Here is a 16,080-nt window from a genome sequence, read left to right on the forward strand (position 1 = left end):
AGACAAGGCCCCGACCTCCCCTTCCATCGAACCGGGACAAAACTGTCTCGATCCGACGAACGGGGCTGCCAGGGCCCGGACTTATTTATCGCAGAACTCAGTTACCGCTTGAGTTCAGCGCTTCGGTCAGTGCAGCTTCCACTTCACTGGCGCTTACGCGCAGCGGCTTGTCAGCATCACGGCGACGCTTGCGCTCGCTGTGGTAAGCCAAACCAGTACCGGCCGGGATCAGACGACCCACAACCACGTTTTCTTTCAGGCCACGCAGGTAATCGCGCTTGCCGGTTACCGCTGCTTCGGTCAGTACGCGAGTGGTCTCCTGGAAGGAGGCCGCCGAGATGAACGACTCAGTGGACAACGACGCCTTGGTGATACCCAGCAGTACACGAGTGAACTTGGAAACGAATTTCTCGTCGCCGGCCAGACGCTCGTTCTCTACCAATACGTGAGTCAGTTCCATCTGGTCGCCCTTGATGAAACTGGAATCGCCGGATTCAGCGATTTCAACTTTACGCAACATCTGACGCAGGATGGTCTCGATGTGCTTATCGTTGATCTTCACGCCTTGCAGACGGTAAACGTCCTGGATCTCGTTAACGATGTACTTGGCCAGCGCACTCACACCCAGCAGACGCAGGATGTCGTGTGGATCGCTCGGGCCGTCGGAGATAACTTCGCCGCGGTTCACTTGCTCGCCTTCGAAGACGTTCAGGTGACGCCACTTCGGAATCAGCTCTTCGTACGGATCGGTACCATCGTTCGGAGTGATGACCAGGCGGCGCTTGCCTTTGGTCTCTTTACCGAACGCGATGGTGCCGCTGACTTCAGCCAGAATCGACGCTTCTTTCGGACGACGAGCTTCGAACAAGTCGGCAACACGCGGCAGACCACCGGTGATGTCACGAGTCTTCGAAGTTTCTTGCGGGATACGAGCGATAACATCACCGATCGCAATCTTCGCGCCATCCGCTACACCGACCAGGGCGTTGGCTGGCAGGAAGTACTGAGCGATTACGTCAGTGCCTGGCAGCAACAGATCCTTGCCGTTGTCGTCGACCATCTTCACGGCAGGACGGATGTCCTTACCGGCAGCTGGACGATCTTTAGCGTCGAGTACTTCAATGTTGGTCATACCGGTCAATTCGTCAGTCTGACGCTTGATCGTGATGCCTTCTTCCATGCCCACGTAGGTCACGGTACCTTTCATTTCGGTAACGATTGGGTGAGTGTGCGGATCCCACTTGGCCACGATTGCGCCAGCGTCGACCTTGTCACCCTCTTTAACCGAAATCACAGCACCGTACGGCAGCTTGTAGCGCTCACGCTCACGACCGTAGTCGTCAGCAATGGCCAGCTCACCGGAACGGGACACAGCAACCAGGCAACCATCCACTCGCTCAACATGCTTGAGGTTGTGCAGGCGGACGGTACCGCCATTTTTCACCTGAACGCTGTCGGCTGCGGAGGTCCGGCTTGCCGCACCACCGATGTGGAACGTACGCATGGTCAGCTGGGTACCCGGCTCACCGATGGACTGGGCAGCGATAACGCCGACCGCTTCACCGATGTTCACCTGGTGACCACGAGCCAAGTCACGGCCGTAGCATTTGGCGCAGATGCCGTAGCGGGTTTCACAGCTGATCGGCGAGCGAACAATCACTTCGTCGATGCTGTTGAGTTCAATGAACTCGACCCACTTCTCGTCTACCAGAGTGCCGGCAGGAACGATGATTTCCTCGGTACCCGGCTTGAATACGTCACGGGCGATTACTCGACCCAGTACGCGTTCACCCAACGGCTCTACAACGTCGCCGCCTTCGATGTGCGGAGTCATCAGCAGACCGTGTTCGGTACCGCAGTCAACTTCAGTCACAACCAAGTCTTGCGCAACGTCTACCAGACGACGAGTCAGGTAACCGGAGTTCGCGGTTTTCAACGCGGTATCCGCCAGACCTTTACGAGCACCGTGAGTCGAGATGAAGTACTGAAGTACGCTCAAACCTTCACGGAAGTTCGCAGTAATCGGCGTTTCAATGATGGAACCGTCCGGCTTGGCCATCAGGCCACGCATACCGGCGAGCTGACGGATCTGCGCAGCAGAACCCCGTGCGCCCGAGTCGGCCATCATGTACATCGAGTTAAACGACTCTTGATCGACTTCTACGCCATGACGGTCGATAACTTTCTCTTTCGAGAGGTTAGCCATCATCGCCTTCGACACTTCGTCGTTGGCCTTGGACCAAAGGTCGATCACTTTGTTGTACTTCTCGCCCTGGGTTACCAGGCCGGAGGCGTACTGGCTTTCGATTTCTTTCACTTCATCAGTAGCAGCACTGATGATCTGAGCTTTTTCATCCGGGATAACGAAGTCGTTAACACCGATGGAAACGCCGGAAATGGTCGAATAAGCAAAACCGGTGTACATCAACTGGTCAGCGAAGATAACGGTCTCTTTCAAACCAACCACGCGGTAGCACTGGTTGATCAGCTTGGAGATCGCCTTTTTCTTCATCGGCAGGTTGACGACGTCATACGACAGACCTTTTGGCACAACCTGATACAGCAGTGCACGGCCGACAGTGGTGTCGACGATACGGGTGCCGCTCACGCTGCCACCGTCACGGTCGTTAACGGTTTCGTTGATCCGCACTTTAACCTTGGCGTGCAGTGCGGCTTCGCCGGCACGGAACACACGGTCAACTTCTTGCAGGTCAGCGAACACACGACCTTCGCCTTTGGCGTTGATCGCTTCACGCGTCATGTAGTACAGACCCAATACAACGTCCTGCGACGGAACGATGATTGGCTCACCGTTGGCTGGCGACAGAATGTTGTTGGTCGACATCATCAACGCACGCGCTTCCAACTGGGCTTCCAGTGTCAGCGGTACGTGCACGGCCATTTGGTCGCCGTCGAAGTCGGCGTTGTACGCAGCACAGACCAGAGGGTGCAGCTGGATAGCCTTACCTTCGATCAGTACCGGTTCAAACGCCTGGATACCCAGACGGTGAAGGGTCGGTGCACGGTTGAGGAGAACCGGGTGTTCGCGGATCACTTCAGCGAGAACGTCCCAAACCTCTGGCAGTTCGCGCTCGACCATTTTCTTGGCCGCTTTGATGGTGGTCGCGAGACCGCGCATTTCCAGCTTGCCGAAAATGAATGGCTTGAACAGCTCAAGTGCCATCTTCTTAGGCAGACCGCACTGGTGCAGACGCAGGGTTGGGCCTACGGTAATTACCGAACGACCGGAGTAGTCAACACGTTTACCGAGCAAGTTCTGACGGAAACGACCTTGCTTACCCTTGATCATGTCAGCCAAGGATTTCAGAGGACGCTTGTTCGAACCGGTGATAGCGCGGCCACGACGACCGTTGTCGAGCAGGGCATCGACAGCTTCTTGCAACATACGCTTTTCGTTGCGCACGATGATGTCCGGAGCGGACAGATCAAGCAGGCGCTTCAAGCGGTTGTTACGGTTGATCACGCGTCGGTACAGGTCGTTGAGGTCGGACGTCGCGAAACGACCACCGTCCAACGGTACCAGCGGACGCAGGTCTGGCGGCAGAACCGGCAGAACGGTCAGCACCATCCACTCTGGCAAGTTGCCGGAACCCTGGAAGGCCTCCATCAACTTCAGACGCTTGGACAGCTTCTTGATCTTGGTTTCGGAGTTGGTTTGCGGAATTTCTTCACGCAGACGGCCAATCTCGTGTTCCAGGTCGATAGCGTGCAGCAGTTCACGGACAGCTTCGGCACCCATGCGGGCATCGAAATCGTCGCCAAACTCTTCCAGCGCTTCGAAGTACTGCTCGTCGTTCAGCAGCTGACCTTTTTCAAGGGTGGTCATGCCTGGATCGATAACGACATAGCTCTCGAAGTAGAGAACGCGTTCGATATCACGCAGGGTCATGTCCATCAGCAAGCCGATACGGGACGGCAGCGATTTCAGGAACCAGATGTGGGCAACCGGCGAAGCCAGTTCGATGTGCGCCATGCGCTCACGACGAACCTTGGCCAGTGCAACTTCAACGCCGCACTTCTCGCAGATCACACCACGGTGCTTCAAGCGCTTGTACTTACCGCACAGGCACTCGTAATCCTTTACTGGGCCAAAGATCTTGGCGCAGAACAGACCGTCACGCTCAGGTTTGAACGTACGGTAGTTGATGGTTTCCGGCTTTTTAACTTCACCGAACGACCACGAACGGATCATCTCAGGCGAGGCCAATCCAATACGGATGGCGTCGAACTCTTCGACTTGACCCTGGTTTTTCAGCAAATTCAGTAGGTCTTTCAAGGCCTTTCCTCCTGGCGGAGCAGAGAGCGGGCATCACTGCCACGCTCTCGATTCGCGTCACGTGTTATTCGGTTTCCAGATCGATATCGATGCCGAGGGAACGAATTTCTTTGATCAACACGTTGAAAGACTCGGGCATGCCCGGCTCCATACGGTGATCGCCGTCCACGATGTTTTTGTACATCTTGGTCCGGCCGTTCACATCGTCCGACTTCACTGTGAGCATTTCTTGCAGAGTGTAAGCAGCACCGTATGCTTCCAGTGCCCAGACCTCCATCTCCCCGAAACGCTGACCACCGAACTGAGCCTTACCACCCAGCGGCTGCTGGGTAACCAGGCTGTAAGAACCGGTAGAACGAGCGTGCATCTTGTCGTCTACCAAGTGGTTCAGCTTCAGCATGTACATGTAGCCAACAGTAACCGGGCGCTCGAACTTGTTGCCGGTACGACCGTCGAACAGCTGCATCTGGCCGCTTTCTGGCAGGTCTGCCAGTTTCAGCATGGCCTTGATTTCGCTTTCCTTGGCACCGTCGAACACCGGGGTAGCCATTGGAACGCCGCCGCGCAGGTTCTTCGCCAGATCCAGGATTTCCTGGTCGGTGAAGGTGTCCAGCTCTTCGTTACGGCCGCCGATCTCGTTGTAGATCTCATGCAGGAACTTACGCAGGTCAGCGACCTTGCGCTGCTCTTCGATCATACGATTGATCTTCTCGCCCAGACCTTTGGCCGCGAGGCCCAGGTGGGTTTCAAGGATCTGACCAACGTTCATACGCGAAGGTACGCCCAACGGGTTGAGGACGACATCGACCGGGGTGCCATTGGCATCGTGCGGCATGTCTTCAACCGGCATGATCACGGAGACCACACCTTTGTTACCGTGACGACCGGCCATCTTGTCGCCCGGCTGGATGCGACGACGGATTGCCAGGTAAACCTTGACGATTTTCAGCACGCCTGGAGCCAGGTCATCGCCCTGCTGCAGTTTGCGCTTCTTGTCTTCGAACTTGTCGTCCAGCAGACGGCGACGATCAACGATGTAGGCCTGGGCCTTCTCGAGCTGCTCGTTCAGAGCATCTTCAGCCATGCGCAGCTTGAACCACTGACCATGCTCAAGACCGTCGAGGATTTCGTCGGTGATTTCCTGACCTTTCTTCAGGCCTGCGCCGCCTTCAGCCTTATGGCCTACCAAAGCGGAACGCAGACGCTCGAAGGTCGCGCCTTCAACGATACGGAACTCTTCGTTCAAGTCCTTGCGGATCTCGTCGAGTTGAGTCTTCTCGATGGACAGTGCACGAGCATCACGCTCAACGCCGTCACGGGTGAAGACCTGTACGTCGATGACAGTACCCTTGGTACCGGTAGGCACACGCAGGGAAGTGTCTTTAACGTCGCTGGCTTTTTCACCAAAGATTGCACGCAACAGCTTCTCTTCCGGAGTCAGCTGGGTCTCGCCTTTCGGAGTGACCTTGCCCACCAGGATGTCGCCTGCGCCAACTTCAGCACCTACGTAAACGATACCGGCTTCGTCCAGCTTGTTCAGTGCAGCTTCACCCACGTTCGGGATGTCTGCAGTGATTTCCTCTGGCCCAAGCTTGGTGTCACGCGCCACACAGGTCAGTTCCTGAATGTGGATCGTGGTGAAGCGATCTTCCTGAACCACACGCTCGGACAGGCAGATGGAGTCTTCGAAGTTGTAACCGTTCCAGGCCATGAACGCGATACGCATGTTCTGACCCAGTGCCAGCTCACCCATATCGGTGGAAGGACCGTCTGCCATGATGTCGCTGCGCTGAACCCGATCACCCTTGCTCACCAGCGGACGCTGGTTGATGCAGGTGTTCTGGTTCGAGCGGGTGTATTTGGTCAGGTTGTAGATGTCGACACCGGCTTCGCCAGTTTCAACTTCGTCATCAGCAACACGAACCACGATACGGCTGGCATCAACGGAGTCAATCACGCCGCCACGACGAGCCACGACGCAAACGCCGGAGTCACGGGCTACGTTACGCTCCATGCCGGTACCTACCAGCGGCTTGTCAGCGCGCAGGGTTGGTACAGCTTGACGCTGCATGTTGGAACCCATCAACGCACGGTTGGCGTCATCGTGCTCCAGGAACGGGATCAGCGACGCTGCAACCGAAACTACCTGCTTCGGTGACACGTCCATCAAGGTGACGTCTTCCGGCGCCTTGACAGTGAACTCGTTCAAGTGACGAACAGCTACCAGCTCGTCGATCAGCATTTTCTTGTCGTTCATCGTGGCCGAGGCCTGAGCGATCACGTGATCAGCTTCTTCGATGGCGGACAAGAATACGATCTCGTCGGTGACCAGGGCGTCTTTCACCACACGGTACGGGCTCTCGAGGAAACCGTACTGGTTGGTGCGCGCATAAGCGGCCAGGGAGTTGATCAGGCCGATGTTCGGACCTTCCGGCGTTTCAATCGGGCATACACGACCGTAGTGAGTCGGGTGTACGTCACGAACTTCAAAGCCTGCACGCTCACGGGTCAGACCGCCCGGGCCCAGTGCAGAAACACGGCGCTTGTGGGTGATCTCGGAGAGCGGGTTGTTCTGGTCCATGAACTGCGAAAGCTGGCTGGAACCGAAGAACTCTTTCACCGCCGCAGCCACTGGCTTGGCGTTGATCAGGTCTTGCGGCATCAGGCCTTCGCTTTCGGCCATCGACAGACGCTCTTTGACCGCACGCTCAACACGCACCAGGCCAACGCGGAACTGGTTCTCGGCCATTTCGCCTACGCAGCGAACACGACGGTTACCCAAGTGGTCGATGTCATCGACGATGCCTTTGCCGTTACGGATGTCGACCAAGGTCTTCAGAACGGCAACGATGTCTTCCTTGCACAACACGCCCGAACCTTCGATCTCGGTACGACCGATACGACGGTTGAACTTCATCCGGCCGACCGCAGACAGGTCATAGCGCTCAGGGCTGAAGAACAGGTTGTTGAACAGCGTCTCGGCAGCATCTTTGGTTGGTGGCTCGCCAGGACGCATCATGCGATAGATCTCGACCAGCGCTTCCAATTGGTTGCTGGTGGAGTCGATCTTCAATGTGTCGGAGACGAACGGACCGCAGTCGATGTCGTTGGTGTACAGGGTCTCGATGCGAACAACCTGGGACTTGGCAATTTTTGCCAGGATCTCGGTGTTCAGTTCGGTGTTGCATTCAGCCAGGATTTCGCCGGTAGCTGGGTGCACGATGACCTTGGCGGTGGTACGGCCCAGGACGTAGTCCAGAGGAACGTCCAGCGTCTTGATACCGGCTTTTTCGATCTGGTTGATGTGGCGCGCAGTAATACGACGGCCAGCTTCAACGATGATCTTGCCCTTCTCGTCCTGGATGTCCAGAACAGCAATCTCACCACGCAGGCGCTGAGGCACCAGTTCCAGGCTGAGGGTTTCGCCGCTCAGGTGGAAAACGTTGGTGGTGTAGAAAGCGTCAAGCACTTGCTCGGTGGTATAGCCAAGCGCGCGCAGCAGTACCGAGGCCGGCAGCTTGCGGCGACGGTCGATACGCACGAACACGCAGTCTTTCGGGTCGAACTCGAAGTCCAACCACGAACCACGGTACGGAATGATCCGCGCGGAGTACAGAAGCTTGCCGGAGCTGTGCGTCTTGCCGCGGTCGTGGTCGAAGAACACGCCCGGGGAACGGTGCAACTGGGAAACAATAACACGCTCGGTACCGTTGATAACGAAGGTACCGTTCTCAGTCATCAGGGGGATTTCACCCATGTAGACTTCTTGCTCTTTGATGTCCTTGATCGCTTTGTTCGACGATTCTTTGTCGAAAATGATCAGACGGACTTTTACCCGCAAAGGTACGGCGTACGTAACACCGCGCAACACGCATTCTTTGACATCAAATGCCGGTTCGCCCAGGCGATAACCGACGTACTCCAGCGCAGCATTGCCGGAGTAGCTGATGATCGGGAAAACGGATTTGAAGGCCGCATGCAGGCCCACGTCGCGGAACTGATCTTTGGTCGCTCCCGCCTGCAAGAATTCACGATACGAATCCAGCTGGATAGCCAGAAGGTACGGGACATCCATGACGTCCGGCAACTTGCTAAAGTCCTTGCGGATACGTTTTTTCTCAGTATATGAGTAAGCCATCAGCGTTCCCCAGCTTGGTCACCTGCTTGTTTGGCCCCTCCCGACGGGAGCAGCCAGAAAATCTCGCAAACCCCATGGTTTGCACCACCGCATCGGGTGGCTACAGCGCGTTAATGGCGGCGACCGAGTCGACAGCCAAGAACGGAAAAAGGCCGGTGGCAAGAGCCACCAGCCATCAGCCTTCAGCTTAACGCTTGGGCTGGAGACGCAAGGTCGATGCTTACTTCAGCTCGACTTTAGCGCCTGCTTCTTCCAAGGTAGCCTTGGCTTTGTCAGCTGCGTCTTTCGACACTGCTTCCAGAACCTGGGCTGGAGCGCCGTCAACGACTGCCTTGGCTTCTTTCAGGCCCAGACCGGTCAGTTCACGTACTGCCTTGATCACGTTTACTTTCTTCTCGCCAGCTTCCAGCAGCATGACGTTGAATTCGGTTTGCTCTTCAGCAACAGCAGCAGCAGCGGCTGGGCCGGCGGAAGCAGCGGCAGCGGAAACACCGAATTTTTCTTCGAAAGCTTTGATCAGCTCAACAACCTGCAGAACCGACATTTCAGCTACGGCGTTGAGGATATCGTCTTGGGAGATAGACATTGCTGTAATTCCTGAATTGGGGGACGGCCTACGCGGCCATCGAAATAAACAAAAATACGCGAGAGAAAATGCTCAGCCTTAGGCTGCAGCAGCTTCTTTTTGCTCGCGAACTGCGGCCAGAGTACGAGCCAACTTGCTGGTAGCGCCTTGAATCACGCTCATCAGCTGAGAAATAGCTTCGTTACGGGTCGGCAGTGTTGCCAGTACGTCGATTTGGTTAGCTGCGAGGAACTTGCCCTCGAACGCAGCTGCCTTGATCTCGAACTTATCCTGACCCTTGGCGAATTCCTTGAACAACCGGGCAGCAGCGCCAGGATGTTCGTTGGAGAATGCAACCAGGGTCGGGCCAGTGAACACGTCGTTGAGCACATCATATTGAGTGCCAGCAACGGCGCGCTTGAGCAGGGTGTTACGTACAACACGTACGTATACGCCAGCTTCACGAGCCTCTTTACGGAGTCCGGTCATAGCGCCTACTGTCACACCACGGGCATCAGCCACGACAGCGGACAGAGCAGCTTTGGCAGCCTCGTTGACTTCAGCGACGATGGCCTTCTTGTCTTCGAGATTAATTGCCACGGGTTTAACTCCTGCTTGTTACCGTTTCATCCAGCCGAAGCCAGATGTCGTTTTGGTGTCTGATTCGGTAAGGAACCGGGAGCACCATCTGCGTAGGCTTGAGGTTTAAGGCTTGCGCCGCCTACGGTCTTGGATAGCCCCCGCCAGGCAGGGACCCCAATCTTTCAATTGACGCGATCTCTCGCGCCAACGTGTGTCTTATACGTCCAGCGAGCCTTGGTCGATGACCAGGCCTGGGCCCATAGTGGTGCTCAGGGTAACGCGCTTGACGTAGATACCTTTCGAGGAAGCTGGCTTGATACGCTTCAGGTCAGCGATCAGGGCTTCAACGTTTTCCTTCAGCTTGACGGCATCAAAGCCGACTTTGCCAACGGAGGTGTGAATGATGCCGTTTTTGTCGGTGCGATAACGAACCTGACCAGCCTTGGCGTTTTTAACCGCAGTAGCTACGTCTGGAGTTACGGTGCCAACTTTAGGGTTAGGCATCAGGCCACGTGGACCAAGGATCTGACCCAACTGACCTACAACGCGCATTGCATCCGGGGAAGCAATAACGACGTCATAGTTCAGGTCGCCGCCTTTCATTTCGGCAGCCAGGTCGTCCATGCCAACGCGATCGGCGCCGGCGGCCAGAGCAGCTTCAGCTGCAGGGCCTTGGGTGAAGACAGCAACACGTACAGTCTTGCCAGTACCGTGTGGCAGCACAGTTGCGCTACGAACGACCTGGTCGGATTTACGTGGGTCAACACCCAGGTTTACAGCAACGTCAACGGACTCGCTGAACTTGACAGTCGACAGCTCGGTCAGCAGAGCAGCAGCGTCTACAAAGTTGTAGGCCTTGCCCGCTTCGATTTTGCCAGCGATAGTCTTTTGGCGCTTGGTCAGCTTAGCCATTACACACCCTCCACGTTAAGGCCCATGCTACGAGCAGAACCGGCGATGGTACGCACGGCTGCATCCATATCAGCTGCAGTCAGATCCGCGTTTTTGGTTTTCGCGATTTCTTCCAGCTGAGCACGAGTTACGGTGCCAACCTTAACGGTGTTCGGACGAGCGGAACCGCTAGTCAGACCAGCAGCTTTCTTCAGCAAAACCGAAGCCGGGGTCGACTTGGTTTCGAAAGTGAAGCTACGGTCGCTGTATACAGTGATGATCACTGGAGTCGGCAGACCTGGCTCAATACCCTGAGTACGGGCGTTGAAGGCCTTGCAGAACTCCATGATGTTCACGCCGTGCTGACCCAGAGCTGGGCCGACGGGTGGGCTTGGGTTGGCCTGAGCGGCCTTCACTTGCAGCTTGATGTAAGCGGTAATCTTCTTGGCCATGAGGCACTCCAATTACGGGTTCGAACGCCTCGAAAGGCTCCCCGGTTACTTGCGCGTTTATCCCAGTGACGACAAAACCCCACAGCCTAGGGCTGCGGGGTTGGGATGCTTGTTCAGCTAGACCTTTTCGACCTGACTGAACTCTAGCTCTACCGGAGTAGAGCGACCGAAAATGAGCACTGCCACTTGGATCCGGCTCTTTTCGTAGTTAACTTCTTCGACCGTGCCATTAAAGTCAGCAAACGGACCATCGGTGACACGAACAACCTCACCTGGCTCGAACAACGTCTTCGGCTTAGGCTTGTCGCTACCATCAGCAACACGACGCAGAATTGCTTCCGCCTCTTTGTCGGTGATTGGAGCAGGCTTATCAGCGGTACCGCCAATGAAACCCATGACGCGAGGAGTGTCCTTGACCAAGTGCCAAGTACCCTCATTCATGTCCATCTGAACCAGCACATATCCAGGAAAGAACTTGCGCTCGCTTTTGCGTTTCTGGCCATTACGCATCTCCACCACTTCTTCAGTGGGGACCAGAATTTCGCCGAAGCCATCTTCCATGCCTGCCAGTTTTACGCGCTCTAGCAAAGAGCGCATGACATGCTTCTCGTAACCCGAGTAAGCATGCACAACGTACCAACGCTTAGCCACGGGACACCCTTAGCCAACAATCAAGGAAACAAGCCAGCCGAGCAGGGAATCAAGACCCCACAACAGCAACGCCATAACCAGAACAACAGCCACCACAATCAACGTGGTCTGCGTGGTTTCTTGGCGAGTCGGCCAAACGACTTTACGTATCTCGGTGCGAGCTTCCTTAACCAGTACAGCGAAAGACTTGCCTTTAGCAGTCTGCAGGCCAACAAAGGCAGCTACAGCAGCAAGGGCGAGCAAAGCGAGTACACGGTACAGGATCGGCGAAGCAGAATAATACTGGTTGCCAACAACGCCCACGACCACTATAGCGACTACTACAAGCCACTTGAGCAGATCGAAGCGAGAGCCTTGAGCTTCAGCCTTAGGAGTCATCTATGAAGATCCTGTGAAAAGAAAGCCAGACACACCAAGTGAATCTGGCAGGTCAGGAGGGAATCGAACCCCCAACCTACGGTTTTGGAGACCGTCGCTCTGCCAATTGAGCTACTGACCTAAAACAAAATCAGGCCGACCATTATGCCGGCCCGAAAAAGACATTACAACAACTTACTCGATGACTTTAGCCACGACGCCCGCACCGACGGTACGACCGCCTTCACGAATGGCGAAACGCAGGCCATCTTCCATCGCGATGGTTTTGATCAGGGTAACGGTCATTTGAACGTTATCCCCAGGCATAACCATTTCAACACCTTCAGGCAATTCGCAGTTACCGGTCACATCCGTAGTACGGAAGTAGAACTGTGGACGATAACCCTTGAAGAATGGCGTATGACGACCACCCTCCTCCTTGCCCAGCACATAAACTTCAGCGACAAACTTAGTGTGCGGCCTAACGGTACCTGGCTTGACCAGAACCTGACCACGCTCAACATCATCACGCTTGGTGCCACGCAGCAAAACGCCACAATTCTCACCAGCACGACCCTCGTCGAGCAACTTGCGGAACATCTCGACACCTGTACAGGTAGTCTTGACAGTTGGACGCAAGCCAACAATTTCTACCTCTTCCTGAATACGTACAATGCCACGCTCAACGCGACCAGTTACAACAGTACCGCGACCCGAGATTGAAAATACATCTTCGATCGGCATCAGGAACGGCTTATCGATAGCACGCTCAGGCTGTGGTATGTACGAATCCAGCGTCTCAACCAACCTCTTGACGGCAGTAGTGCCCATCTCGTTGTCGTCTTGACCGTTCAGCGCCATCAGCGCAGAACCAATAATAATCGGCGTATCGTCGCCTGGGAAATCATAGGTGCTGAGCAGATCACGCACCTCCATCTCAACCAGCTCCAGCAACTCGGCATCATCAACCATGTCAGCCTTGTTCAGGAAGACAACGATATAAGGAACACCTACCTGACGGGACAACAAGATGTGCTCACGAGTCTGCGGCATAGGGCCGTCAGCTGCAGAGCAAACCAGAATCGCGCCATCCATCTGCGCAGCACCGGTAATCATGTTTTTTACATAATCGGCATGACCAGGGCAATCTACGTGAGCGTAGTGACGAACCGCCGAGTCATATTCAACGTGCGCAGTATTAATCGTAATACCACGAGCTTTTTCTTCTGGCGCGCTATCGATCTTGTCGAAGTCAACCTTCGCACTACCGAAAACCTCGGAACAAACGCGAGTCAGCGCAGCGGTCAATGTCGTCTTGCCATGGTCTACATGACCAATAGTACCGACGTTAACATGCGGCTTATTACGTTCAAATTTTTCCTTAGCCATCACAATCACCCTTTCGGAGAAGAATTGAGCTAGTCAAACCAACCATTAAAACAAAGGCAGATATTTTCATATCTGCCTTGTTATATGGAGCTCTTGAGCGGATTTGAACCGCTGACCTCACCCTTACCAAGGGTGTGCTCTACCAACTGAGCTACAAGAGCAAAACAACCTGCACAACCTGCAAACTTGGAGCGGGTAGCGGGAATCGAACCCGCATCATCAGCTTGGAAGGCTGAGGTTCTACCACTAAACTATACCCGCAGAGCTTGCAGCTCACGCTAAAATGGTGGAGGGGGAAGGATTCGAACCTTCGAAGTCGTAGACGTCAGATTTACAGTCTGATCCCTTTGGCCGCTCGGGAACCCCTCCTAAGCGAGCCGGCATTCTACATCATGCCAGCCTTCTGTCAAGCATTTCCTCATTAAAAACCTGAGGTTAGCTGCGTTGACCTTTGCCTCACCTTGCTGACCTCAGAGGTCTTCACTGCGAAGCGGGCGCCATTCTATGCAAACTATTCGACAGTTGCAATGCCTTCGCACGGCATTATTTTATGTTTTAACTCATTGAATTCATTGGCAAGGTTTTCAAAGGGCAAATCATCCGCCAGACGCCGACTTTCGGGCGCGACCCGCAGCCAATATCCAGAGGCATCGGGCAGGCTCAGCGACTGAAGCCTGACCTTGATGTCCAGACTGGTAAGGCGCTGCTCAACAGCCAGGGCTTCTTTCTGGTAGGTAAATCCGCCAATGTAGAGGCAGGCATTCTGCGCGCCAGGAGCCTTTGCCCTATCGCGCCGAACCATGGCGTCCGCCGATTCGCTCAACAGACGAATATCTTTCTGCGCGTCGCGAGACAAAGCCAACGGGGTCACATCCTTGGCCCTTAGCGGCGCTTCCTGTTGATGCCAGATGTAATAGAAGACATTGAGGACCAGCAACAGTAAAAACAGCCAACGCATAAAAACCTCAAGACAAGGGGCACGCCATAGCCAAGCCGATAAAAATCAGGTCCGGGACAAGTCGCGCACCTGGCACAGCATCAGAAATCAGCTCGGCATCACCCCCCGTAAGAAACACGGAGAAATCGCTCCCCCAATAACTTCGCGCCAACTCGAGCTGAGTCAAGACGAACCCCCTCAACATGAGAGTACAGCCGCGCTCGACCGCCTCCACCGTAGTACGACCAGGTACGAAGCTTTCCAAGGCACGCTCGGCGGAAGCATCGTCGTAGCGGATCTTTCGAGTGTGCGTTCGCAGTTGGTTGCGCATCAATGGCATACCGGGACAAATAAAGCCTCCCAGGTGCTCGCCGTCGGCAGCAATAAAGTCTGCAGTAGCTGCCGTACCAAAATCGAGTATCAGACAAGCACCCGATGCCAACCGAAAGCCGCCCAGCATCGCCAGCCAACGATCAAGCCCCAGCCGCTCGAAGTCTTCGTAGCCATTTCGCACTCCTGCCATATGGCGAGAGGGTGCAGCGCACGTTACGGCGATACCAAAATTGTCGACCAAGGCCGCTACCAGCGCACTCGTCTCCTCTGAGGCACGCACACTCACCAGACGGCAATGCTTCAATGCAAGAGTTACGAACGACCGAAGACCATTGATCAACGCAGCATCAGAGTCGACAACACCTTCCGCGAAAACACGTACCTTATCCGACTCAAGCACTCGCCATTTGATAAAGCTATTACCGCAGTCGAGCTCAAGAATCATCACGCAACCTCAGACTTAGCTCACCGCCACTGTATGTTTTCTCGACACCGTCCACACTCAGACGCAATGCACCTTGCCCGTCGACCCCCAATACCACCCCATCGATCTGACTAACGCCTGCAATCAGCGATACAGGCTTACCCTGCCAAAGGTGGCTCTGCTCCCACTCCGCCTGCATAGCACAAAACCCTCCTCCCTGATGACGATGCAGATAGGCTTGCAACTGCAGTCCCAAACACGCGACCAGGTAGTTACGATCAATGGCACGACCTGTCTCCAGCTGTACGGAGGTCCATTGCTGATCGACTTCTGCTGCCTTGCGCATATTCACGTTAACCCCCACGCCAAGGACCACATGACAGATATCAGCAGGGTCACCAACCAACTCCAACAGGATGCCGGCGATTTTTTTTTGCCCCACCAAGACGTCGTTTGGCCATTTCAAACCGGCACCTTTCACACCGACCTCTCGCAGGGCCTGCATAACAGCCAGTCCGACAACCAGGCTAAGCCCTTCCAGCTGCCGTAGACCACCATCGATTCTCAACACAAGGCTGTAATAGACATTTTGAGCAAAAGGGCTAACCCACTTGCGCCCTCGCCTACCTCTGCCGGCAGTCTGCTGCTCCGAGAGAACAAGGAACGGAGCAACCTGCCCCATCTCGACAAGACGCAATGCCTCTGCGTTGGTGGAGTCAGTTGAATCGGAAATGTAGACTGGCCAAGCAGAAGATGGAGCATTTGCCGAGATTTCATCTGCGCACAACAACACCAGGGGCTCAGCCAACTGATACCCCCTGCCACGAACCTTATGTATAGATAGATTCAATTCCGCCTCAAGATGCTGAAGCTGCTTCCATACAGCGCTGCGACTGACCCCCAGGGCGGCACCTAATGCTTCCCCGGAATGGAACCGGCCATCTTTTAGAAGTTTCAACAACGTCAGCATGCAGGTCTCGCCTCACAATGAGGCACGCATGATAGCTATGCGCAGGGCCATTGCATAGAAAGCCGCGACTTTAGGCCAGCAAGACCTTGCCAAT

At 55.1% G+C, this 16,080-nt stretch carries 12 protein-coding genes and 4 tRNA genes; all 16 read right to left on the reverse strand.

Annotated elements, in window-relative coordinates; genetic code table 11:
• Window positions 1-97 precede the first annotated feature (97 nt).
• Window positions 98-4,297 (reverse strand): DNA-directed RNA polymerase subunit beta', encoded by a 4,200-nt coding sequence (gene rpoC, locus GIR22_RS18260; RefSeq protein WP_154744673.1) that lies wholly within the window; start codon window positions 4,295-4,297, stop codon window positions 98-100.
• Window positions 4,298-4,361: 64 nt separating this feature from the next.
• Window positions 4,362-8,435, reverse strand: a complete 4,074-nt coding sequence (gene rpoB, locus GIR22_RS18265) for a DNA-directed RNA polymerase subunit beta (RefSeq protein WP_154744674.1) — start codon at window positions 8,433-8,435, stop codon at window positions 4,362-4,364.
• A 220-nt stretch (window positions 8,436-8,655) separates the two neighbouring features.
• Entirely contained in the window at window positions 8,656-9,021 is a 366-nt protein-coding gene (rplL, locus tag GIR22_RS18270) for a 50S ribosomal protein L7/L12 (RefSeq protein WP_154744675.1), read from the reverse strand.
• 78 nt (window positions 9,022-9,099) lie between these two features.
• Entirely contained in the window at window positions 9,100-9,600 is a 501-nt protein-coding gene (gene rplJ, locus GIR22_RS18275; protein ID WP_084379721.1) for a 50S ribosomal protein L10, read from the reverse strand.
• 198 nt (window positions 9,601-9,798) lie between these two features.
• The gene (gene rplA / locus GIR22_RS18280; protein ID WP_154744676.1) at window positions 9,799-10,494 is read right to left on the reverse strand and encodes a 50S ribosomal protein L1; all 696 of its coding nucleotides are present in this window, start codon (window positions 10,492-10,494) and stop codon (window positions 9,799-9,801) included.
• Window positions 10,494-10,925: a 50S ribosomal protein L11 gene (gene rplK, locus GIR22_RS18285; protein ID WP_003210097.1), complete on the reverse strand. Its 432-nt coding sequence runs from the start codon at window positions 10,923-10,925 to the stop codon at window positions 10,494-10,496. Before rplK ends, rplA begins: the two co-directional genes overlap by 1 nt.
• A gap of 117 nt (window positions 10,926-11,042) precedes the next feature.
• A complete protein-coding gene (nusG, locus tag GIR22_RS18290; protein WP_003176436.1) occupies window positions 11,043-11,576 on the reverse strand; it encodes a transcription termination/antitermination protein NusG in 534 nt (177 codons plus the stop codon).
• Between the two features lie 9 nt (window positions 11,577-11,585).
• Window positions 11,586-11,954: a preprotein translocase subunit SecE gene (secE, locus tag GIR22_RS18295; protein WP_010174463.1), complete on the reverse strand. Its 369-nt coding sequence runs from the start codon at window positions 11,952-11,954 to the stop codon at window positions 11,586-11,588.
• Window positions 11,955-11,999: 45 nt separating this feature from the next.
• A tRNA-Trp gene (locus GIR22_RS18300) sits at window positions 12,000-12,075 on the reverse strand.
• Between the two features lie 53 nt (window positions 12,076-12,128).
• Window positions 12,129-13,322: an elongation factor Tu gene (gene tuf, locus GIR22_RS18305; RefSeq protein WP_154744677.1), complete on the reverse strand. Its 1,194-nt coding sequence runs from the start codon at window positions 13,320-13,322 to the stop codon at window positions 12,129-12,131.
• 85 nt (window positions 13,323-13,407) lie between these two features.
• A tRNA-Thr gene (locus GIR22_RS18310) sits at window positions 13,408-13,483 on the reverse strand.
• Window positions 13,484-13,509: 26 nt separating this feature from the next.
• A tRNA-Gly gene (locus GIR22_RS18315) sits at window positions 13,510-13,583 on the reverse strand.
• A gap of 23 nt (window positions 13,584-13,606) precedes the next feature.
• Window positions 13,607-13,691 (reverse strand) — tRNA-Tyr (locus tag GIR22_RS18320).
• 142 nt (window positions 13,692-13,833) lie between these two features.
• Window positions 13,834-14,280, reverse strand: coding sequence for a hypothetical protein (locus tag GIR22_RS18325; protein ID WP_154744678.1), 447 nt, complete (start codon window positions 14,278-14,280; stop codon window positions 13,834-13,836).
• 7 nt (window positions 14,281-14,287) lie between these two features.
• Window positions 14,288-15,037 carry a pantothenate kinase gene (locus GIR22_RS18330; RefSeq protein ID WP_154744679.1) on the reverse strand — a complete coding sequence of 250 codons (750 nt, stop codon included), beginning with the start codon at window positions 15,035-15,037 and terminating at the stop codon, window positions 14,288-14,290.
• A complete protein-coding gene (gene birA / locus GIR22_RS18335; protein ID WP_154744680.1) occupies window positions 15,027-15,986 on the reverse strand; it encodes a bifunctional biotin--[acetyl-CoA-carboxylase] ligase/biotin operon repressor BirA in 960 nt (319 codons plus the stop codon). Before birA ends, GIR22_RS18330 begins: the two co-directional genes overlap by 11 nt.
• Window positions 15,987-16,080 lie beyond the last annotated feature (94 nt).

Source organism: Pseudomonas karstica, assembly GCF_009707515.1.
Taxonomy (GTDB): domain Bacteria; phylum Pseudomonadota; class Gammaproteobacteria; order Pseudomonadales; family Pseudomonadaceae; genus Aquipseudomonas; species Aquipseudomonas karstica.

Bases quoted from the DNA above. Each gene is read 5' to 3' on its own strand.
- rplK (WP_003210097.1), bottom strand. From the start codon at position 10,925: ATGGCCAAGAAGATTACCGCTTACATCAAGCTGCAAGTGAAGGCCGCT.
- secE (WP_010174463.1), bottom strand. From the start codon at position 11,954: ATGACTCCTAAGGCTGAAGCTCAAGGCTCTCGCTTCGATCTGCTCAAG.
- tuf (WP_154744677.1), bottom strand. From the start codon at position 13,322: ATGGCTAAGGAAAAATTTGAACGTAATAAGCCGCATGTTAACGTCGGT.
- GIR22_RS18325 (WP_154744678.1), bottom strand. From the start codon at position 14,280: ATGCGTTGGCTGTTTTTACTGTTGCTGGTCCTCAATGTCTTCTATTAC.
- rpoB (WP_154744674.1), bottom strand. From the start codon at position 8,435: ATGGCTTACTCATATACTGAGAAAAAACGTATCCGCAAGGACTTTAGC.
- rplL (WP_154744675.1), bottom strand. From the start codon at position 9,021: ATGTCTATCTCCCAAGACGATATCCTCAACGCCGTAGCTGAAATGTCG.
- rplA (WP_154744676.1), bottom strand. From the start codon at position 10,494: ATGGCTAAGCTGACCAAGCGCCAAAAGACTATCGCTGGCAAAATCGAA.
- birA (WP_154744680.1), bottom strand. From the start codon at position 15,986: ATGCTGACGTTGTTGAAACTTCTAAAAGATGGCCGGTTCCATTCCGGG.
- GIR22_RS18330 (WP_154744679.1), bottom strand. From the start codon at position 15,037: ATGATTCTTGAGCTCGACTGCGGTAATAGCTTTATCAAATGGCGAGTG.